Origin of the sequence: Rhodopseudomonas faecalis, assembly GCF_003217325.1 — a bacterium.
GTDB lineage: Bacteria > Pseudomonadota > Alphaproteobacteria > Rhizobiales > Xanthobacteraceae > Rhodopseudomonas > Rhodopseudomonas faecalis.
Genome location: NZ_QJTI01000002.1, coordinates 267821 through 287778 on the forward strand (window position 1 = coordinate 267821; position 19958 = coordinate 287778).

Annotated in this window: 18 protein-coding genes; 9 read left to right on the forward strand and 9 right to left on the reverse strand. The window is 64.2% G+C overall.

Annotated features, from left to right (window positions below; translation table 11 throughout):
• Positions 1 to 43 precede the first annotated feature (43 nt).
• Positions 44 to 1060 carry a tRNA dihydrouridine(20/20a) synthase DusA gene (gene dusA, locus BJ122_RS03105; protein ID WP_110779696.1) on the forward strand — a complete coding sequence of 339 codons (1017 nt, stop codon included), beginning with the start codon at positions 44 to 46 and terminating at the stop codon, positions 1058 to 1060.
• A 6-nt stretch (positions 1061 to 1066) separates the two neighbouring features.
• Here dusA and BJ122_RS03110 read toward each other — a convergent pair whose 3' ends face one another.
• From BJ122_RS03110 to BJ122_RS03120, 3 genes are all read right to left on the reverse strand, one after another.
• The gene (locus BJ122_RS03110; protein ID WP_110779697.1) at positions 1067 to 1579 is read right to left on the reverse strand and encodes a TIGR02281 family clan AA aspartic protease; all 513 of its coding nucleotides are present in this window, start codon (positions 1577 to 1579) and stop codon (positions 1067 to 1069) included.
• Positions 1580 to 1725: 146 nt separating this feature from the next.
• Positions 1726 to 3330: a sensor histidine kinase gene (locus BJ122_RS03115; RefSeq protein ID WP_110779698.1), complete on the reverse strand. Its 1605-nt coding sequence runs from the start codon at positions 3328 to 3330 to the stop codon at positions 1726 to 1728.
• Positions 3331 to 3484: 154 nt separating this feature from the next.
• Complete coding sequence (locus BJ122_RS03120) at positions 3485 to 4354, reverse strand: NAD(P)-dependent oxidoreductase (RefSeq protein ID WP_110779699.1); 870 nt, start codon at positions 4352 to 4354, stop codon at positions 3485 to 3487.
• A gap of 219 nt (positions 4355 to 4573) precedes the next feature.
• Here BJ122_RS03120 and BJ122_RS03125 point away from each other — a divergent pair, with 219 nt between their 5' ends.
• Together BJ122_RS03125 and BJ122_RS03130 are read left to right on the forward strand one after the other, a co-directional pair.
• Positions 4574 to 5674, forward strand: coding sequence for an Mrp/NBP35 family ATP-binding protein (locus BJ122_RS03125; RefSeq protein ID WP_110779772.1), 1101 nt, complete (start codon positions 4574 to 4576; stop codon positions 5672 to 5674).
• 288 nt (positions 5675 to 5962) lie between these two features.
• Positions 5963 to 7051: a TRAP transporter substrate-binding protein gene (locus BJ122_RS03130; RefSeq protein WP_110779700.1), complete on the forward strand. Its 1089-nt coding sequence runs from the start codon at positions 5963 to 5965 to the stop codon at positions 7049 to 7051.
• Positions 7052 to 7382: 331 nt separating this feature from the next.
• On the opposite strand, the gene BJ122_RS03135 is transcribed toward BJ122_RS03130, so the two are convergent.
• From BJ122_RS03135 to gph, 5 genes are all read right to left on the reverse strand, one after another.
• Positions 7383 to 9224, reverse strand: coding sequence for a TRAP transporter large permease (locus tag BJ122_RS03135; protein WP_110779701.1), 1842 nt, complete (start codon positions 9222 to 9224; stop codon positions 7383 to 7385).
• A gap of 26 nt (positions 9225 to 9250) precedes the next feature.
• Complete coding sequence (locus tag BJ122_RS03140; protein ID WP_110779702.1) at positions 9251 to 9850, reverse strand: TRAP transporter small permease subunit; 600 nt, start codon at positions 9848 to 9850, stop codon at positions 9251 to 9253.
• A 185-nt stretch (positions 9851 to 10035) separates the two neighbouring features.
• Positions 10036 to 11067, reverse strand: a complete 1032-nt coding sequence (moaA, locus tag BJ122_RS03145) for a GTP 3',8-cyclase MoaA (protein WP_110779703.1) — start codon at positions 11065 to 11067, stop codon at positions 10036 to 10038.
• Positions 11068 to 11176: 109 nt separating this feature from the next.
• Positions 11177 to 11632, reverse strand: a complete 456-nt coding sequence (locus BJ122_RS03150) for a PEGA domain-containing protein (protein WP_110779704.1) — start codon at positions 11630 to 11632, stop codon at positions 11177 to 11179.
• Positions 11633 to 11772: 140 nt separating this feature from the next.
• Positions 11773 to 12459, reverse strand: a complete 687-nt coding sequence (gph, locus tag BJ122_RS03155) for a phosphoglycolate phosphatase (protein WP_110779705.1) — start codon at positions 12457 to 12459, stop codon at positions 11773 to 11775.
• A 157-nt stretch (positions 12460 to 12616) separates the two neighbouring features.
• Here gph and rpiA point away from each other — a divergent pair, with 157 nt between their 5' ends.
• Genes rpiA through gor form a run of 3 tightly spaced genes read left to right on the forward strand, consistent with a single transcriptional unit; the run spans position 12617 to position 15277 of the window.
• Complete coding sequence (gene rpiA, locus BJ122_RS03160) at positions 12617 to 13342, forward strand: ribose-5-phosphate isomerase RpiA (protein ID WP_110779706.1); 726 nt, start codon at positions 12617 to 12619, stop codon at positions 13340 to 13342.
• Positions 13339 to 13854, forward strand: coding sequence for a DUF2059 domain-containing protein (locus tag BJ122_RS03165; RefSeq protein WP_110779707.1), 516 nt, complete (start codon positions 13339 to 13341; stop codon positions 13852 to 13854). The genes rpiA and BJ122_RS03165 overlap by 4 nt, the downstream gene beginning before the upstream one ends.
• Before the next feature lie 37 nt (positions 13855 to 13891).
• Positions 13892 to 15277 (forward strand): glutathione-disulfide reductase, encoded by a 1386-nt coding sequence (gor, locus tag BJ122_RS03170; protein WP_110779708.1) that lies wholly within the window; start codon positions 13892 to 13894, stop codon positions 15275 to 15277.
• 7 nt (positions 15278 to 15284) lie between these two features.
• On the opposite strand, the gene BJ122_RS03175 is transcribed toward gor, so the two are convergent.
• A complete protein-coding gene (locus tag BJ122_RS03175) occupies positions 15285 to 16184 on the reverse strand; it encodes an alpha/beta hydrolase family protein (RefSeq protein WP_110779709.1) in 900 nt (299 codons plus the stop codon).
• A 169-nt stretch (positions 16185 to 16353) separates the two neighbouring features.
• On the opposite strand from BJ122_RS03175, the gene BJ122_RS03180 reads away from it, so the two are divergent.
• Genes BJ122_RS03180 through BJ122_RS03190 form a run of 3 tightly spaced genes read left to right on the forward strand, consistent with a single transcriptional unit; the run spans position 16354 to position 19891 of the window.
• Entirely contained in the window at positions 16354 to 17742 is a 1389-nt protein-coding gene (locus tag BJ122_RS03180) for a class II 3-deoxy-7-phosphoheptulonate synthase (RefSeq protein ID WP_110779773.1), read from the forward strand.
• 4 nt (positions 17743 to 17746) lie between these two features.
• On the forward strand, positions 17747 to 18100 hold the full coding sequence (locus BJ122_RS03185; RefSeq protein WP_110779774.1) for a diacylglycerol kinase: 354 nt from the start codon (positions 17747 to 17749) through the stop codon (positions 18098 to 18100).
• Positions 18101 to 18136: 36 nt separating this feature from the next.
• Positions 18137 to 19891, forward strand: a complete 1755-nt coding sequence (locus tag BJ122_RS03190) for an NAD+ synthase (RefSeq protein WP_110779710.1) — start codon at positions 18137 to 18139, stop codon at positions 19889 to 19891.
• Positions 19892 to 19958 lie beyond the last annotated feature (67 nt).

Genomic DNA, 19958 nt, shown 5'->3' on the forward strand with positions numbered 1-19958 from the left:
TGGAAAGCAGGACTTGTTAAAGTCGCCTAAGGATACCGTCTAAATGCCTGATTTCTCTGAAAACTCAGCAAAATCAATGATCCGTCGCTTTGCCGTCGCGCCGATGATCGACTGGACTGATAGCCGGTGCCGCGTCTTTCACCGGCTACTCAGCCGGCGCGCGCTGCTCTACACCGAGATGATCACCACCGGCGCGGTGATCCATGGCGACCGCGACCGGCTGCTGGGCTTTGATGTCAGCGAGCATCCGGTGGCGTTGCAGCTCGGTGGTTCCGATCCGCGCGATCTCGCCAGCTCGGCGCGGATCGGCGAGCAGTACGGCTATGACGAGATCAATCTCAATGTCGGCTGCCCGTCCGATCGGGTGCAGGACGGCCGGTTCGGCGCCTGCCTGATGGCCGAGCCCGAGCTGGTCGCCGATTGCGTGGCGGCGATGAAGCAGGCGGTCAGCGTGCCGGTCACGGTGAAATGCCGGATCGGCATCGACGACCAGGACCCCGAACAGGCGCTCGACCGGCTGGCGCAGGCCACGGTGGCGGCCGGGGTCGATGCCTTGATCGTGCACGCCCGCAAAGCCTGGCTGCAGGGCCTGTCGCCCAAGCAGAACCGCGATATCCCGCCGCTCGATTACGACCGGGTCTATCGGCTGAAAGCGGCGCTGCCCAACCTGCCGATCGTGATCAATGGCGGCATCACCAGCATTGCCGAAGCCAAGGCGCATCTTGCCCATGTCGATGGCGTGATGCTGGGGCGCGCGGCCTATCAGGAGCCGTGGCGGCTGCTTGCGGTTGATCCGGAGCTGTTCGGCGAGGCGGCGCCGCATCCCAACATGAAGGCGGCGCTGGCGGCGCTCGAGCCCTATATCGCCGCGCAATTGGCGCGCGGCCTGCGGCTGCACGCCATCACCCGCCATCTGGTCGGGGCGTTTCAGGCGGTGCCGGGCGCGCGGGCGTTCCGCCGCCGGCTGGCCGAGCAGGGCGTCAAGCCGGAAGCCGGCATTGAGGTGCTGCGCGAGGCGGTGGCGCTGGTCGCAGATCACGCCGATCCGGTGGCGGCGTAGTCGCTGTTACGGGTAGCCTTGCAGCACCAGATGATCGGCGCGCACTTCCCACTTTTCCAGCCGGTTCAGAAAGCTCATGCCGAGCAAATTGGTCTTGATCTGACCGCGCGGCACCACCAGCGCCGGCACTGAGCACTCCACCAGCTTGCCGATCGCCAGCCGGTCGAGCGACAGCCGCGCGGCGCGCGTGCGGCCATTGGCGGTTTCCAGATCGACATCAAAGCTCAGCAGCTCGAGCGGCAACCCGACTGCCTTGGCGGTCTCATAGCTCAGCACCACCGAAGTCGCGCCGGTGTCGATCACCATCGGCGCGGCGATGCCGTTGATCTTTGCTTTCAGCGAGAACTCGCCGTCGTCGGCGCGATCGATCCGCACCACCCGCGGCCGCGGCTTGGCCTTCTGGTGCAGCATCGAGCTGACCACGTCGCTGGCGGTGGCGAGCCGTTCCGGGTCGCCATACGCCACCACCGCGCCCGCGGTGGCGACCAGCATCAGCAGCACCAGCAGAAAGCGGACCATCACCGTCCCGCCTCCGTCGCGCTAGCCGCCTGGCGCGGGCAGGGCGCACAGGCGCAGCGCTGGCGGTGCGTGCGCCAGCTGCGGCAATGCTGTGTCAGGTCCTTTCTCACGTCGACGCTCATGCGATCCCCGGTCGCGAACCGGACTTATAGGCCGGTGCCCGCGCTCATGATCGGTTTGTGCCGTGCCCGGCGCTTGTCGTCGGACAATGGTGGTTCCGGTGCCGCCGGTTGCAGCGACGGCGAATCCTCGGTGAGCGGCGCCAGCGCCGCCATCACCCGCTCGGGCGGGAAGGTGACGATCACTTCGGTGCCGATCCGCAGCTTGGATTTCAGCGTAAAAGTGCCGCCATGCATGTCGATCAGGCTTTTCGCGATCGGCAGGCCGAGGCCGGCGCCCTGTTCGGCCGATTTGATCGAGTTCGAGCCCTGGCCGAACGAGGCCAGCACCACCGGGATTTCCTCCTCGGCGATGCCGGAGCCGGTGTCCTTGACGCTGAGATACTGGCCGCCCGAAGCGGTCCAGCCGACCTTGAGCCAGATCTCGCCGCCCTGCGGCGTGAACTTGATCGAGTTCGACAAAAGATTGAGCACGACCTGGCGCACGGCGCGCTCATCGCCCCAGATGCGCGGCATGCCCTGCTCGAACACCTCATGAATGGTGATGCCGCGGCTTGAGGCGCGCAGTTTCAGCAAATGATGGCAATCGGCGACCACATTGACCAGCGACACCGCTTCTTCATTGAGTTCGTAGCGGCCGGCCTCGATGCGCGACAGATCGAGGATTTCGTTGATCAGGTTAAGGAGGTGCACGCCGGAATTATGGATGTCGGCGGAGTAATCCTTGTACACCGGCACCGCATGCGGCCCGAAAATCTCGCTCTTCATCACTTCGGAAAAGCCGAGGATGGCGTTGAGCGGGGTGCGCAGCTCATGACTCATCTGCGCCAGAAAACGCGATTTTGCGACATTGGCCGCCTCGGCGCGGTAGCGCGCTTCGTCGGAAATCGCCTTGGCCTGTTCGAGCTCGCCAAACAGCGCGTCCTTCTCGGCGCGCGCCTCCAGCGTTGCCAGCGTTGTCGAATGCAGCCGCCGCGCCAAAAGTGCAAAATAGCCTTCCGCCGCCAGGGTCAGCAGCCCGAGAACATAGGTGTCGAGCGTGTTGGTCAGCATGAAATTGATGGCGATCGCGAAGGTGACCGGCACGGTGGCCGCGAGCGCCGCGATCGGCAGGCTGGCCGACAGCATGGTCGAGAGCGCCACCACCAGCAGCATCAAGAACATCAGCAGCGTGTTCGACACCATGTCGGCGCCGGGCGGATTGAGCAGCACCGGGGTCCAGCACACGCCATAGAGCAGATCGAGCAGCACGAACCGGTGGCGCCAGCGGCGGGTGGCTTGCGGCGATTGCGGCTCGGCCAAAAAGCGGTTGCAGTTGCGGATGATCACCGTGTGGATGCAGATCATGCCGCAGGTCCACATCGCGGCGGCCATCGGCTGCATCCAGATCGCGAACAGCAGGCCGGTGCCGAGCACCAGCAGCAGCACCACCAGCGATGCCGATTGTCTTGTCTGGGCGTATTGGCGCAGCAACTCGTGGTCGAAAGCCGGCCGCGTGCCACTGGTCGAAGTCAGCCGATCGCGGGCCTCGCGGACGCGCTGCGCCGCGGCGCGCCGGGTGCGCGCCGGTGACGCGGCCGGAGTTTCAGCCGGGATTTGAACGACTTCTGGCCTGTCCGCGGAGGTGCTCATCAACCAATACAATTCCTGCGCAGACGCGCGCGAGCTTTTGGCAGTTTCAGTCAGAAATCGTTAAGGACGCCTTAGAAGGGACGCCATTCCGGTTAACAACTGCCTAAAGATGAGCGCGGCCAACACCCGCAGGCGTTGCGCAGGCCGGTATCGGTCAGCGCTCCAGCCGCGCGATCAGGCTGGAGGTATCCCAGCGCGTGCCGCCCATCGCCTCGACCTCGGCGTAAAAGGCATCGACCAGGCTGGTGACCGGCAGGCTGGCGCCGTTACGGCGCGCTTCGGCGATGCAGATCGCCAGGTCCTTGCGCATCCATTCGACCGCGAAGCCGAAATCGAAGCGGCCTTCCGCCATGGTTTTGTGGCGGTTCTCCATCTGCCAGGACTGCGCCGCGCCCTTGGAGATCGTCTCGATCACCGAATTGACGTCGAGCCCGGCCTTCTTGGCAAAGTGGATGGCTTCCGACAGCCCTTCCACCAGCCCGGCGATACAGATCTGGTTGACCATTTTGGTGAGCTGGCCGGCACCGGCCGGGCCGAGCCGTTTGCACATCCGCGCATAGCTGGCGATCATCGCTTCGGCGCGCGCATAGGCCGCCTCGTCGCCGCCGCACATCACGGTCAGCACGCCGTTTTCGGCGCCGGCCTGACCGCCCGACACCGGGGCGTCGACGAAGTGGAAGCCGCGCCGGCGCGCCTCGGCGTCGAGTTCACGCGCGACCTCGGCCGAGGCGGTGGTGTGATCGACAAAGATCGCATCCGGCGACATCGCGGCAAACGCGCCATCGGCGCCGATCGTGACCGCGCGCAGATCGTCGTCATTGCCGACGCAGGCCATCACAAAATCCTGACCGGCCGCGGCCTCGCGCGGCGTCGGCGCGGTCCGGCCGCCGAACTTGTCCGCCCAAGCCTGCGCCTTTGCCGCGGTGCGGTTGTACACCGTGACCTCGTGGCCGCCCTTGACGACGAGATGGCCAGCCATGGGAAAACCCATGACGCCGAGACCCAGAAAAGCGACTTTCGCCATGCGATCGATCCTGAAATGAGGGCGAGGGGAGGCCGTGTTGCAGTTCGCGGCCGCAACGGCTGCGAGCCCGTTGCGGAGCTGGGCGCGACAGCATAAACCCGGCCAGATCGACGGCAAGGTCCTCTTGCCAGCCGAACCGCGGCCGAGTGGCGCGGTTCTGACCAGTGATCCCGTATGCGTCGCGAGCTGGTCTGTCTGTGGTGCTTGCAGGAGAACATCGTGAGCGTAACGCAACAGCAAATTCTCGAAAGCCTGTCCAAGGTGCCGTCGCCGCGCGGCGCGCTCACCAATGCCGGCGTGCTGTCGGCGATCACCATCGTCAAGGACAAGGTCTATTTCGCGATCAATGTCGACGCCGGCGAAGTCAAAGCCTGGGAGCCGGTGCGCGCGCAGGCGGAGGCCGCGGTGCGGGCCGTGCCCGGCGTTGCCGCGGTGATGGTGGCGCTGACCGCTGAGCGTGCAGCCGGCGCCGCGCCGGCGCCCCGTTCCGGCATTGCGCCGGCCAGCAGCCATCGCTCGCCCGGCGCGGGCGCGCCGTCGCCGATGTCGCGTCAGGCTGCTATTCCCGGCGTGAACGCGGTGATTGCGGTCGCGTCCGGCAAGGGCGGCGTCGGCAAGTCCACCACGGCGATCAATCTGGCGCTCGGCCTGCGCGAACTCGGCCTGCGGGTCGGGCTGCTCGACGCCGATATTTACGGCCCGTCGGTTCCGAAGCTGATCGGCACCAGCGCACGGCCGGAGCTCGATGACAATCGCCGCATGGTGCCGCTGGCAAAGTTTGGCCTGGCGGTGATGTCGATCGGCTTCCTGATCGATCCGGACAGCCCGGTGGTGTGGCGCGCGCCGATGGTGGTGTCGGCGATCACGCAGATGCTGCGCGATGTCGATTGGGGCGAGCTTGACGTGCTGGTGGTCGATATGCCGCCCGGCACCGGCGATGCCCAGCTGACGCTGGCACAAAACGTTCCGCTGCGCGGCGCGGTGATCGTCTCGACGCCGCAGGACCTGGCGCTGATCGACGCGCGGCGCGGCCTTGCGATGTTCACCAAGGTCGAGGTCCCGGTGCTCGGCATTGTCGAGAACATGAGCTATTTCCAATGCCCGCATTGCGGAACCCGCTCCGACATCTTCGGCCATGGCGGCGCGCGCGATGAAGCCGAGCGGCTCGGCGTGCCGTTCCTCGGCGAAATCCCGCTGCATATGGACATTCGCGCCACCTCGGACGCCGGCACGCCGGTGATGGTCAGCGATCCGCAAGGCGTGCACGCCATGGCCTATCGCGCCATTGCCGTGCAGCTGCTCGATCAGTTGCGGCCCTGATGGCGTCGGCGCGGTTCGAAGCCAAGCAGAACCGCGCCCGCTGCGGCTGTTTCCGCCGCGCTCTCCCAACGTGTACTGAAATCAACTTCGCTCCAAAGCGCTTTAAGCGGTTGCAAGACTAGCTTCGACTTTGGTTGTATGGTTACACGTGGATCGATTGCCGCGTTTTCTGCGGCCGTTCTTCCATGGTACACACCAAACGCCGCTCGATCGGCGCAAGTGATTGAGTCTGCCGATCAGTGCAGCGTAGGGGAAGCCCGGGAACGCCGGAAACAAGGAGATGGCTCGATGAAACGTCGTGACTTTTTGAAAGTGTCTGCAACCGGCGCCGCAGTGGCCGCGGTGGCGTCTCCGGCAATCGCGCAATCGTCGCCGGAAGTGAAGTGGCGACTGGCCTCGAGCTTCCCGAAGTCGCTCGACACCATCTATGGCGGCGGCGAATACCTCGCCAAGCAGGTCGCCGAGATGACCGACAACAAGTTCCAGATCCAGGTATTCGCAGCCGGTGAAATCGTTCCCGGCCTGCAGGCGCTTGACGCTACCTCGAACGGCACCGTGGAGATGAGCCACACCGTCTCCTATTATTACGTCGGCAAGGACCCGACCTTTGCGGTGTTTGCGGCGGTGCCGTTCGGCCTCAACGCGAGGCAGCAGAATTCCTGGCTGTATCAGGGCGGTGGTAATGAACTCGCCAACGAGTTTTTCAAGAAGTACGGCGTGATCGGTTTTCCGTGCGGCAACACCGGCGTTCAGATGGGCGGCTGGTTCCGCAAGGAGATCAAGACCGTGGCCGACATGTCCGGCCTGAAGATGCGGATCGGCGGCATTGCCGGCCAGGTGCTGCAGAAGGTCGGCGTGGTGCCGCAGCAGATCGCCGGCGGCGACGTCTATCCGGCGCTGGAAAAGGGCACCATCGACGCCGCCGAGTGGGTTGGCCCCTATGACGACGAGAAGCTCGGCTTCCAGAAAGTGGCGAAGTACTACTACTATCCGGGCTTCTGGGAAGGTGGCCCGACCGTGCACGCCTTCACCAATCTGGAAAAGTTCAACTCGCTGCCCAAGAGTTACCAGTCGGTGCTGATGAACGCGGCGCAGGCCACCAATAGCTGGATGCAGGCGCGCTATGACATGCAGAACCCGCCGGCGTTGAAGCGTCTGGTGGCGAGCGGCACCCAGCTGCGTCCATTCTCGAATGAAATTCTCGACGCCTGCTTGAAGGCCACCAACCAGCTGTGGAGCGAGATTTCGGAGAAGAACGCCGAGTTCAAGAAGTCGATCGAAGCGATGCAGGCCTATCGCTCCGACCAGTATCTGTGGTGGCAGGTTGCCGAATACACCTATGACAGCTTCCAGATCCGCTCGCGCACCCGCGGCTGATCGAGCTGATAGCAACGGCGATTGATACCAACCTATCCGCACGTCATGGCCGGGCTCGTCCCGGCCATCCACGCCTTTGATCTTGATACGATTTCAAGACGTGGATACCCGCGACAAGCGCGGGTATGACGGTCATTGGTACAACCCGATGGTATGATATCTAAAACAAAGCCCGGCCTTCATGCGAAGGCCGGGCTTTTTATTGTCTGCGGCTTGGTTTCAAACTGCCGTCATCGCGAGGAGCGAAGCGACGAAGCAATCCATGTTTGTGCACTGATCTGGATTGCTTCGCTTCGCTCGCAATGAGGTAGAGCGCGCCTCGACGTACCCGTCAGAATTTCGGCGGACCAAAATCCAGCGGCGGCATCTCGATCTGCGGGACGTCGATATTGACCTTGGAGGGGTCAACAATTGTCGCCGTGCCCTTGTAGTGCATCACCATCGACGGGAATGCGATCACCAGCGCCACCATGACCAGCTGGATGATCACGAACGGCACCGCGCCCCAATAGATCTGCCCGGTGGTCACTGGTTCCATGGTTTTGCCGCTGATCCGGTCGATATAGGGCACTTTGGGTGCCACCGATCTCAGGAAGAACAGCGCAAAGCCGAATGGCGGATGCATGAACGAGGTCTGCATGTTGACCGCGAGCATGATGCCGAACCAGACGAGGTCGATGCCGAGCTTTTCGGCCGCCGGGCCGAGCAGCGGGATCACGATGAATGCCAGCTCGAAGAAGTCGAGGAAGAACGCCAGGATGAACACGAAGGCGTTGACGAACAAAAGGAAGCCGAGCTGGCCGCCGGGCATCGACACCAGCAGTTCTTCGACCCAGCGATGGCCGTTGACGCCATAGAAGGTCAGCGAGAACACCCGGGCGCCGATCAGGATGAAGATCACGAACGCCGCGAGCTTGGCGGTCGACTCGACCGCCTGCTTGGTCAGGCCAAAGGTCAGGCGCCGTTTCATCAGCGCCAGCAGCATGGCGCCGGCCGCACCCATCGCGCCGCCTTCGGTCGGCGTAGCGACGCCGATGAAGATGGTGCCGAGCACCAGGAAGATCAGGCCGAGCGGCGGCACCATCACGAACACCACCTGCTCGGCAAGCTTCGACAGCAGCTTGAGCTTCAGCACCCGGTTGATCACCGCGGCGCCAAAGCACAGCGCCACCGTCACCGACATGGTCAGCACCACATAGTCGGCGCCTGACTTCACCTCGGTGTAGGACATCACCACGATCGCGAGCGCGGTCGCCGCCGCTAGCACCAGGAACAGCGAAATCGTCATCATCCGGATCGCGCCGACGAACGGCTTGGTCATGATGCCGAGCACCAGGAAGAACCAGATGCCGTGCATCACCAGTTCGCTGGCGCCAACCGTGGCAAAGAACGGTGCCGTCCAGTCGAACAACCGCAGATGCACCACGAGCAGATAGGACGCCGCGGCGGCGGTGAGCGCGGCGAGCGGCAGGATCAGCGGGCTGCGCGCGGTCTCCGGCTCGCGCAGGGTCTGGGCTTCCAGCGGCAGGCCGGGCACCGACTTCGGTGCGATGATCGTCATCAGGAAGATGTAGCTGGCGTAGAGCAGCGCCAGCACGATGCCGGGGATGAAGGCGCCTTCATACATGTCGCCCACCGAGCGGCCGAGCTGGTCGGCCATCACGATCAGCACCAGCGAGGGCGGGATGATCTGGGCGAGGGTGCCGGAGGCCGCGATCACGCCCGAAGCGATGCGCCGGTCATAGCCGTAGCGCAGCATGATCGGCAGCGAGATCAGGCCCATCGAGATCACCGAGGCCGCGACCACGCCGGTGGTGGCGGCCAGCAGCGCGCCGACGAACACCACCGCATAGGCGATGCCGCCGCGCACCGAGCCGAATAACTGGCCGATGGTTTCCAGCAGGTCCTCTGCCATGCCAGATCTCTCCAGCACCAGCCCCATGAAGGTGAAGAATGGAATGGCCAGCAGCGTGTCGTTATTCATCACGCCGTAGACCCGTTCGGGCAGCGCCTGCAAAAAGTCCGGACGGAACAGTCCGAGTTCGATGCCGATGAAGGCGAAGATCAGGCCGTTCGCCGCGAGCGAAAACGCCACCGGATAGCCCAGCAGCAGAAACACCACCAGCGACACGAACATGATCGGCGCCATGTAGTGAATGAACATCGCGGTCATTGCCGTACCCTCTTAACTGACCGCGATTATCGCTTGTCGCCGGCTATCACTGTGGCCATCAGCCGCTCGGCCTCGATCTCGGCCGAGTGGTGCGAACCGGGGCCGGAGGCGTTCGAGTCCGGGATGCGCCCCATCAGCATGGCGGCGCGTTTGATGATCTCGGAGATCGCCTGGATGATCAGCAGCACGCAGGCCACCATGATCAGCGACTTGGCCGGCCATTGCGGCAGGCCGCCAGCGCTGAACGATTGTTCGTTCTGATGCCAGGAGTTGAGGAAAAACGGGATCGACCACCACAGCATGATCACCGCGAACGGCAGCAGGAAGAACACATGGCCGATCATGTCGATCCAGCCGCGCAGCTTGAGCGGCAGCGCATGATTGATGATGTCGATGCGAATGTGCTCGTTGTTGAGCAGGGTCCAGGGCGAGCACAGCAGGAACACCACGCTGAACAGCACCCACTGCATCTCCAGAAACAGATTGGAGGACACGTCGAGGGTCTTGCGGACCACCGCGTTGGTCGCCGAGATCACCACGGCAATCAGGATCAACCAGGATACCCAACGCCCAATGACGCTGTTGACGGCGTCAATCGCCCGGCTGAGTGCAAGTAAGCTTCGCAAGGCTGTTTCCCCCGGGTTGCTGCTTGTCGGTGGTCCCCGAGCGCTAAGCCGCCGTCAGCCGAGGCTGGGAGAGATAGCCGCACAATTTCAGCGGACTATTGTGACGTCAATCGGAAAAACAACGGGCTCGCTGGCCGCGACGACGTGTACCACGGGGCTTGCCTGCGGCGGTCCGCGGACGCCGCTCACCCGCCGGTGACGCTCATATGCCGGGCGACGCTTGGCTGGTTGCTGCGCCGATCAATGATGAAGTCATGTCCCTTCGGCTTGGTGCCGATGGCCCGGTCGATCGCCGCGATCAGCAGGCGGTCATCGGCCGATGCGCGCAGCGGGGCGCGCAGATCGCTGGCATCGTCCTGGCCAAGACAAGTATGAAGTGTGCCGGTGCAGGTGATTCTGATCCGGTTGCAGGATTCGCAGAAATTATGGGTCATCGGCGTGATCAGGCCGAGCTTGCCGCCGGTTTCATGAACGCGCAGATAGCGCGCGGGGCCGCCGCTGCGTTCGTCGAGTTCGCTGAGCGTGTAGTGCTGCGCCAAGCGGTTGCGTACCAGCGACAGCGACACGTATTGGTCGATGCGGCCGATGCCGACATCGCCCATCGGCATCACTTCGATCAGCGTCAAGGTCATGCCGTGGCCATGCGCCCAATCGAGCAGGCGAGGGATCTCGTCCTCATTAAGGTCCTTGAGAACCACGGTGTTGATCTTGACGGCAAGCCCGGCGCGCTGCGCCGTTTGAATGCCGGCCAGCACCCGGTGAAGATCGCCCCAGCGCGTGATGGCGCGGAATTTGTCGGGATCGAGCGTATCAAGCGACACATTGATGCGCTGAATGCCGCAATCGCGCAGTTCGGCCGCGTAGCGCTGCAATTGTGAGCCGTTGGTGGTGAGCGTCAACTCATCAAGGCCGCCGCTATCAAGATGGCGCGACAACAGCCGCAGCAGCGACATGACATTGCGCCGGACCAGCGGTTCGCCGCCGGTGAGGCGGATCTTGCGCACGCCTTTTTGAATGAAGGCCGCGCATAGCCGGTCGAGTTCTTCGTAAGTGAGCAGGTCGGCGCGCGGCAGGAAAGTCATGTCCTCGGACATGCAATAAGTGCAGCGCAGATCGCAGCGGTCGGTGATCGACAGTCGCAGATAGCTGATCGATCGACCAAAGCGGTCGATCATGGTTGACGGCGTGGCAGCAGGTGGGGTCAGCGCGGCTCCCATCGTCCAACCAGTCCTCCCGGTCGCCGTTCAAATGGCGGCGTGGAGAACAATGTAAGCGCCGGCGCGGTCCCGCACAATCAAACATGATTGTGCGGGACCGCGGACTTGATCAGCGCGTCGCCGCCGGATCGGGGAACGGCGAGGATTCGGCCGGCTCGGCCGCGGCCGGGGCCTCGTCGGCCGGCTTCGGCTTGCGCTTGCGCACCGGCTTCGACTTCTTGGCCGGGGTGGCGGCCTGCAACTCGGCCAGCACCGGGTTCGGGTCGGCCGAGGTGACCGGCGGCGAGGTGAAGTCGCCCGGGGTGGTGGTGACCTGCACCGGCACCGTCGCGCTCTGATACTTGTTCATCGAGAAGGTGACGGTGAAGTTGCCGTTGGCCGGCACGGTCACCGAGCACGGTGTCTTACAGCTCGGACCAACCGAAGTAACGGCTTCAGCACCGGACGGCACCGAATCGAGCTGCACCGTCACGGTGGGGGGCGCCGACTTGAAGGCGTCCAACGACATCGAGGAACAGCCAGCCAAGCTCAAGCTCGCCGCTGCGATCACGAAAACTCTACGCATGTTATTTCTGCCAATTCTGATGCGGCTTCGCGCCACAGTCCCGCTTCGGAACTTACGGGCGACCGGGGGCCCTTGCAACCGACACGGCTATAAACGTTAAGCTTTGGTTAACCACGTCCGGGCGGGCCGAACCAGCGGTATCAGGCGCTCTGCCGGTTTTCCATCAGGCTGGCGACCGCGGCCGGCAGCTCGCTGTAATGGCCGATCAGCCGGTCCGGATTGAGTTCCGCGATCGGTACGTCGGTATAACCAAACTCGACGCCAATTACAGGGATACCCGCGCGGCGCGCAACACCGACATCCGGCCCGGCATCGCCGACCATGATCGCCTGGTTCAGATCGGCGCCGGCGCGCGCCACGGTCTGGCGCAGGATCACCGGGTCGGGCTTGGACACGCCAAACGTGTCGCCGCCGCAGATCGCGGCAAAGCGCGAGGTCATGTCGAGCCGGTCGAGCAGCAGTTTCGACAGCCATTCCAGCTTGTTGGTGCAGACCGCGAACCGATAGCCCTGCGCGGCGAGGGTATCGAGCGCCGTCTCCAGCCCTTCGAACGGCCGGGACTCGTCGGCGATATGGGCCGAATAATACTCGATGAAATCATTGGTCAGCCGGTTGATATCGGCGACGCTGGCATTGCGGCCATCAACTTCCAGACCGCGTTCGATCAGCTTGCGAACGCCGGCGCCGATCATGTTGCGCGCCGCGGCCATCGGCACGGCGGGCATACCTTCGCGGACCAGGATGTAATTGAGGGCGTTGACGAGGTCGGGGGCGGTGTCGACCAAGGTGCCATCGAGATCGAAGACGATAATGCGAGATAATGTCATTCTTAACCGCTAGCGCTCCCTGTGCGTTTTCGCAACCTTACTTAGACCGTTGCCGACGTTTTTTCCGCCCTGTTCGCCACCGGCAATCAACGCTAGATAAGGCTCGCGTATCGATCGCCGCAATTGCTGCCGCGGTCCCGAGGGGTGAGCCTATCTGATGAGTCCGGATGATTTGAAGCGACAAGCCGCCGCAACGGCCCTGGAGCAGGTCCGCGATGGTATGAAATTGGGATTGGGGACGGGGTCGACCGCAAAACACTTCGTCGAGTTGTTGGGCGCCAAAGTGCGCGCCGGGCTGAACGTGATCGGCGTGCCGACCTCGGAAGTGACGCGCGCCGATGCTGAGCGCTGCGGCATTCCGCTGACCACGCTCGATGAAGTCGATCGGCTCGATATCACCGTGGACGGCGCCGACGAAATCGACGGCGCGCTCAATCTGGTCAAAGGCGGCGGCGGCGCGTTGCTGCGCGAGAAGATCGTGGCGGCGGCGTCCGATCGCATGATCGTGATCGCCGATGACAGCAAGCTGGTCGAGACGCTCGGCCGTTTCCCGCTGCCGATCGAGATCATTCCGTTTGGCCTGGCTGCCACCCGGCACGCGATCGAACAGGCCATGGCCAGCTGCGGTATTTCCGGTGAGCTGAAGCTGCGCAGCGGCAAGGATGGCCATGCTTTTGTCACCGATGGCGGCCACTGGATCATCGATGCCCATTTGGGCCGGATTCCTGACGCGACCCGCCTCGCTGCCACACTGAGCTTTATTCCCGGTGTGGTTGAACACGGCTTATTCATCGGCCTTGCAAGTTCGGCGGTGCTCGCCAGCCCGCAAGGAATCCGCATCATGGAGCGGTCATCCGGCCGCGTTTCTGGAGAATCGAAATGAGGACTATCGCGAATATCGTGCTTGCTGCCGGCATTGCGCTCGGCGTGTCGATGACGACCGTGTCCGCACAGCAGGCGGCGCAATTGAAGCCTGGTACGCCGGCGGCGATGGCGGCGGCGCGCGAAATCCTGGCGATGAAGAACGTCAGCGCGATGTTCTCCAACGCGGTGCCCAACATCGTGCAGCGCACCAAGGACACCCTGGTCCAGACCAATCTCAACTATCAGAAGGACCTCAACGAGGTCGCGCTGGTGGTGGCCAAGGACACCGCCGGCCGCGAGAAGGAAATCGCCGAGCAGATGGCGAAGATCTATGCCAACGACTTCACCGAGCAGGAACTGAAGGACCTCGTGACCTTCTACAAGTCGCCGCTCGGCCAAAAACTGCTGGCGCAGGAGCCGAAGTCGATCGCTGCCAGCATGCAGTACATGAACCAGTGGGCGCAGAGCTTTGCCGAGGAAGTCAACGGCAAGTTCCGCGCTGAGATGCGCAAGCGCGGCAAGGAAATCTAACGCCGCATAGCGGGCGTTCAGCAGGAGCCAAGGTCGAATGACCGATTTCGATGTCGATCTGTTCGTAATCGGCGGTGGCTCGGGCGGCGTGCGCGCCGCGCGCGTCGCCGCGGGCTACGGCGCCAGCGTCATGGTGGCGGAAGAGTATCGGTTCGGCGGCACCTGCGTGATTCGCGGCTGCGTGCCCAAGAAGCTGATGGTGTACGCCTCGCACGTACACCACGAATTGCAGGATGCCGCCGGCTTCGGCTGGCGCATCCCGCAGGCGTCGTTCGATTGGGCGACGCTGATTGCCAATAAGGATCGCGAGATCGCCCGGCTCGAGGCGGTCTATGCGGCCAATGTCGAAAAGTCCGGCGCCAAGATCGTCCGGTCGCGCGCGGTGTTTGAAGATCCGCACACACTGCGGCTGAGCTCGGGCGAAACGGTGCGTGCCCGCACCGTGCTGATCGCCACCGGCGGCGCGCCCAATCATGGCCCTGCCATTCCCGGCATCGAGCATGTGATTTCCTCGAACGAGGTTTTTCATCTGCCGCAGCAGCCGAAGCGGATCGTGATCCAGGGCGGCGGCTATATTGCGCTGGAATTCGCCTGCATCTTCGCCGGGCTCGGCAGCGACGTGACGCTGGTCTATCGCGGCGAGAACGTGCTGCGCGGCTTTGACGATGACGTGCGCGCCCATGTCCGCGCCGAGATGGAAAAGGCCGGCATCACCATTTTGACCGGCTGCACCGTGGCCGCGATCGACAAGCACGGCGAGGAATACACCTCGCATCTGTCGAACGGCTCGAGCGTCGCCTCCGATCAGGTGATGTTCGCGATCGGCCGCCATCCCAATGTCGCCAATCTCGGCTTGGAAAAGGCCGGCATTGCCATCGATCCCACCACGGGCGGCATCGCTGTCGACGGTTTTTCGCGCACTTCGGTGCCGCATATCTACGCGATCGGCGACGTCACCCATCGCTTCAACCTGACGCCGGTGGCGATCCGCGAGGGCCACGCCTTCGCCGACACCGTGTTCGGCGGACGCTCGGTCATGGTGGACTACGCCGACATCCCGACCGCGGTGTTTTCGCAGCCCGAGGTCGGCACCGTGGGCCTGACCGAGGCCGAGGCGCGCGCGCAGTTTAGCCGCGTCGATATCTACAAGACCTCGTTCCGGCCGATGAAGGTGACGCTGTCGGGCCGCGACACCAGGGTGCTGATGAAGCTGGTGGTCGATGGCACGACCGACCGGGTGGTCGGCTGCCATATCGTCGGCCCGGAAGCCGCCGAGCTGGTGCAGGTGATCGCCATTGCCGTGAAGATGAAAGCGACCAAGGCTGATTTCGACGCCACCATGGCGCTGCATCCGACCGCAGCCGAGGAACTGGTGACCATGCGCACCCCGAGTGCGCGCCATGTCCGCGAGGCGGCCGAGTAGGGGGCGGTCAGTCCTGGCCTTCCAGCCATTCGGCGGCGGCGCGCCACAGCGTTTCGCGGTGTTCGGGGCGGAAAAAGCCGAAATGGCCGATCGCCTCGACCCCGGCGTCCTCCGGGGCGATGGTCAGGATTTCCGGGCGGACCGATTCAAAGCCGTCGCACAGCATTTCGACCGCTGGGCGGGTCGCCCACGGATCGTCGGTGAAGCACAGCGCGCGCAGCGCGCCGCGGTAGAATGGAAAATTCGCGAGCGCGACCAGGCTCTTGTCGTCGAACATGTAGCGCTCGCGCATCACCCAATCGACCCACTGCAGAAACACGCCCTTGGGCAGGTCCTCGCCAAGCCCGAGCCGGCCGGGGGCGTAGCCGAACAGATGGGTCAGCGGCACGCCGAGCACGTTGAGCAGCAGCGCCACCCGGTAGCGCTCGGGGTGGGCGATCAGCTTCCAGCTGCCGGCCTGGGCGGCCACCAGCAGCGCCCGCGAAATCTCATGATTATTGGGCAACAGCCCGAGCGCCTGGCCGCCGAATGAGTGCCCGACATAGCGCAGCGGCAGGGTGTCGTAGCGTTCGCGCATCCAGGCCACCGCGGCGGTGACGTCCTTGGCGGCCCAGTCGGCCATGGTGGCCTCGAACCGCGCCAAAGAGGGCGCCCGGTTGCTGCCGCGCGGCGGCGGCGGGCGCGAGCCGCCAATGCCGCGATAGTCATAAGTCAGCACGGCGCTGCCGCGCCGCGCCAGATAGCTGGCAAAGCCGCGATAGATTTTGCGCGGCACCGCGGTCGCCGAATTGATCAGCACGGCATTGCGCCTGGCCCCCAGCGGCAAATAGAGCGTCGCCGCCAGCGCAAACCCGTCGGTCGCCGGGAAAGTGATGTCGTCGCTAAAGACGTCGTCTAGCGCAGCCATGCCAGCGATTTCCGGGGCCTTCCAAGACGGTTGCAGCAAATTCGAATTCGGCTTTGACCGCAAGAGCTTGGGTGTTGCTCATGATTTCCAACTAGCGGTGGGCCGGAAGCCTGTGTATATACCGGCCTCCGCCGGGAGCCTAACCCGCGTTTTCCCTCAGGAGTTGACCATGTCCGAGCGGTGGACACCCGACAGTTGGCGCAGCAAGCCGGTGCAGCAGATGCCCGACTATCCGGATCTCAAGCATCTGGGGGAGGTCGAGGCGCAGCTGGCGAGCTTCCCACCGCTGGTTTTTGCAGGTGAAGCGCGCAACCTGAAAAAGCAACTGGCGCGGGTATGCGCCGGCGAGGCGTTCCTGCTGCAAGGCGGTGACTGCGCCGAGAGCTTTGCCGAGCACGGCGCCAACAACATCCGCGACTTCTTCCGCGTGCTGCTGCAGATGGCGGTGGTGATGACCTATGCCGGCGCGGTGCCGGTGGTGAAGGTCGGCCGCATCGCCGGGCAGTTCGCCAAGCCGCGTTCCTCGCCGTTCGAAAAGCGCGACGCCGTCGAGCTGCCGAGCTATCGCGGCGACATCGTCAATGACATCGGCTTCACGGTCGAAGCGCGCACCCCCGATCCGCATCGACAGCTGATGGCCTATCGCCAGTCGGCCGCGACGCTGAACCTGCTGCGCGCGTTCGCGACCGGCGGCTATGCCAATCTCGGCAGTGTGCATCAGTGGATGCTCGGTTTCCTGAAGGACTCTCAGCAGTCCCGCCGCTACAAGGAATTGGCGGACCGCATTTCGGACGCGCTCAATTTCATGCGCGCCTGCGGCCTCAATCTGGAAAGCCACCCCGAGCTGCGCTCGACCGAGATCTTCACCAGCCACGAAGCACTGCTGCTCGGCTATGAGCAGGCCTTTACCCGGATCGATTCCACCACCGGCGACTGGTACGCGACCTCGGGCCACATGCTGTGGATCGGCGATCGCACCCGCCAGCTCGATCACGGCCATATCGAGTATTTCCGCGGCATCAGGAATCCGATCGGGTTGAAGTGCGGCCCGTCGCTCAAGACCGACGAGCTGCTCAAGCTGATCGATATTCTCAACCCGGACAACGAGCCGGGCCGCCTGACGCTGATCAGCCGCTTTGGCGCCGAGAAGATCGGCGATCATCTGCCGGCGATGATCCGCGCCGTGCAGCGCGAGGGCCGGGCGGTGGTGTGGTCGTGCGATCCGATGCATGGCAACACCGTCTCGTCGACCACCGGCTACAAGACCCGGCCGTTCGACCGCATCCTGTCGGAAGTGAAGTCGTTCTTCAGCATTCACGGTGCCGAGGGCAGCCACCCTGGCGGCGTGCATCTGGAGATGACCGGCCAGGACGTCACCGAATGCCTCGGCGGCGCCCGTGCCATCACCGACGAAGACCTCAACAACCGCTATCACACCGCCTGCGATCCGCGGCTCAATGCCGAACAGTCGATCGACATGGCGTTCCTGATCGCGGAACTGTTGAAGCAAGGCCGCGCCGGCAAGACCAGCCCGATGCCCGCCGCCGCAGGTCTGTGACTTGCTGCGGCGCTTGTGGCGGGCGACGATCAACTCGCGTAACGGCCTGACCTTCGCCTTCCGGTCGGAGCAGGCGTTTCGCGAGGAGGTGGTGGCACTGGCGCTGGTCGTGCCGCTGGCCTTTGTGATCGGTGCCACCGCAATGCGCAGCATCGAACTGATCGGCGTGGTGCTGCTGGTGATGGTGGTCGAGTTGCTCAACACCGCCATCGAAAAGCTGGCCGACCGTCTCACCACCGAGCAGGACCCGCAGATCGGCCGCGTCAAGGACATGGGCTCGGCCGCGGTCGGCGTGGCGCTGCTGCTCGCTGGCGCGGTCTGGCTGTTTGCGATTGCTGAACGGATCGGCATGATCTGAGGTCATTCCGCCGCGCGTGCCAAGGTAAGTCATCACATGACTGAAGCTGCTACTTTCACCGTCACTCTGGCCCAACTCAATCCGACGGTCGGCGACATCGCCGGCAACGCCGCCAAGGCACGCGCCGCGCGCGCGCAGGCGCAGGCGGCCGGGGCCGATCTGGTCGTGTTTCCCGAGCTGTTCATGTCCGGCTATCCGCCGGAAGATCTGGTGCTGAAGCCGGCGTTTCAGGCGGCGTGCCGCGCCGCGGTCGAGCAATTGGCGCGCGAGACCGCCGATGGTGGACCGGCGCTGCTGATCGGCACGCCCTGGGTCGATGATGGCAAGCTCTACAATGCCTGCGCGCTGCTCGATGCCGGCGCGATCGCCGCGATCCGCTACAAGGTCAATCTGCCCAATTACGGTGTGTTCGACGAGAAGCGGGTGTTTGCGCGCGGGCCGCTGGCCGGGCCGGTCACCATTCGCGGCGTGCGGATCGGGGTGCCGATCTGCGAAGACACGTGGATGGAGGAAAGCGCCGACTACGAGAACGTGGTCGAGTGCTTGGCCGAAACCGGCGCGGAAATTCTGATCGTGCCGAACGGCTCGCCCTATGCACGCGGCAAGCATGATGTGCGCATCGCCGTGCAGGTGGCGCGGGTTACGGAATGCGATCTGCCGCTGGTCTATCTCAATCAGGTCGGCGGCCAGGATGATCTGGTGTTCGATGGCGCATCGTTCGTGCTCAATGCCGATCGCTCGCTGGCGGCGCAATTGCCGTGCTTTCAGGAGAGCGTCACCACGCTGACCTGGCGCAGGGGCGATGCCGGCTGGCGCTGCGACGGCGCCGTGGTGCCGGTGCTGGAAGGCGATCAGGCCGACTACGCCGCCTGCGTGCTCGGCCTGCGCGACTATGTGCGCAAGAACGGTTTTCCCGGCGTGCTGCTCGGCATTTCCGGCGGCATCGATTCTGCGCTGTGCGCGGCGATCGCGGTCGATGCGCTCGGCGCCGAGCGGGTGCGCGGCGTGATGCTGCCGTTCCGCTACACCGCGCAGGTGTCGCTCGATGACGCGCAGCGGCTCGCGGCCGCGCTCGGCTTCAAATATGAGGTGCTGCCGATCGCCAAGGCGGTGAACGGTTTTGAGGAGATTCTGGCCGGCCCATTCGCCGGGCTGCCGCGCGATATCACCGAAGAGAATTTGCAGGCCCGCACCCGCGGCACGCTGCTGATGGCGCTCTCCAACAAGACCGGCGCCATGGTGGTCACCACCGGCAACAAGTCGGAAATGTCGGTCGGCTATGCCACGCTCTATGGCGACATGAATGGCGGCTTCAATCCGATCAAGGACATCTACAAGACTGCGGTGTTCCGGTTGTCCGAGCTGCGCAATCACTGGAAGCCGGCCGATGCGCAGGGGCCGATCGGCGAGGTGATTCCGTCCAGCATCATCACCCGGCCGCCGACCGCAGAACTGCGCGACAACCAGACCGACCAGGACTCGCTGCCGCCTTACGAGATTCTCGACGCCATTCTCGAACGGCTGGTCGAGCGCGAGGAACCGCTCGCCAACATCGTCGCCGCCGGCTTCGATCACGATACGGTGGCGCGGATCGACCGCTTGCTGAACGTCGCCGAATATAAGCGCCGCCAGGCCGCGCCGGGCGTGAAGGTGACGCAGAAGAATTTTGGCCGCGACCGCCGCTATCCGATCACCAATCGCTTCCGCGATTCCGGCGATCCGCTGCCGACGCCTGATCCGGCGCTATTGGTCTGCATCGGCCGGCCGTCGGTCGAGGCTTTTGACGACTAATACCATCGGGTCGTACCAATGACCGTCATACCCGCGCTTGTCGCGGGTATCCACGTCTTGAAATCGT

What these genes read in the sequence shown, in the direction of transcription:
- BJ122_RS03135 (WP_110779701.1), bottom strand. Translation starts at nt 9,224, where the DNA reads ATGACCGCGATGTTCATTCACTACATGGCGCCGATCATGTTCGTGTCG.
- gph (WP_110779705.1), bottom strand. Translation starts at nt 12,459, where the DNA reads ATGACATTATCTCGCATTATCGTCTTCGATCTCGATGGCACCTTGGTC.
- BJ122_RS03190 (WP_110779710.1), top strand. Translation starts at nt 18,137, where the DNA reads ATGACTGAAGCTGCTACTTTCACCGTCACTCTGGCCCAACTCAATCCG.
- BJ122_RS03130 (WP_110779700.1), top strand. Translation starts at nt 5,963, where the DNA reads ATGAAACGTCGTGACTTTTTGAAAGTGTCTGCAACCGGCGCCGCAGTG.
- dusA (WP_110779696.1), top strand. Translation starts at nt 44, where the DNA reads ATGCCTGATTTCTCTGAAAACTCAGCAAAATCAATGATCCGTCGCTTT.
- BJ122_RS03110 (WP_110779697.1), bottom strand. Translation starts at nt 1,579, where the DNA reads ATGGTCCGCTTTCTGCTGGTGCTGCTGATGCTGGTCGCCACCGCGGGC.
- BJ122_RS03165 (WP_110779707.1), top strand. Translation starts at nt 13,339, where the DNA reads ATGAGGACTATCGCGAATATCGTGCTTGCTGCCGGCATTGCGCTCGGC.
- BJ122_RS03150 (WP_110779704.1), bottom strand. Translation starts at nt 11,632, where the DNA reads ATGCGTAGAGTTTTCGTGATCGCAGCGGCGAGCTTGAGCTTGGCTGGC.
- gor (WP_110779708.1), top strand. Translation starts at nt 13,892, where the DNA reads ATGACCGATTTCGATGTCGATCTGTTCGTAATCGGCGGTGGCTCGGGC.
- rpiA (WP_110779706.1), top strand. Translation starts at nt 12,617, where the DNA reads ATGAGTCCGGATGATTTGAAGCGACAAGCCGCCGCAACGGCCCTGGAG.
- moaA (WP_110779703.1), bottom strand. Translation starts at nt 11,067, where the DNA reads ATGGGAGCCGCGCTGACCCCACCTGCTGCCACGCCGTCAACCATGATC.
- BJ122_RS03120 (WP_110779699.1), bottom strand. Translation starts at nt 4,354, where the DNA reads ATGGCGAAAGTCGCTTTTCTGGGTCTCGGCGTCATGGGTTTTCCCATG.
- BJ122_RS03175 (WP_110779709.1), bottom strand. Translation starts at nt 16,184, where the DNA reads ATGGCTGCGCTAGACGACGTCTTTAGCGACGACATCACTTTCCCGGCG.
- BJ122_RS03180 (WP_110779773.1), top strand. Translation starts at nt 16,354, where the DNA reads ATGTCCGAGCGGTGGACACCCGACAGTTGGCGCAGCAAGCCGGTGCAG.
- BJ122_RS03115 (WP_110779698.1), bottom strand. Translation starts at nt 3,330, where the DNA reads ATGAGCACCTCCGCGGACAGGCCAGAAGTCGTTCAAATCCCGGCTGAA.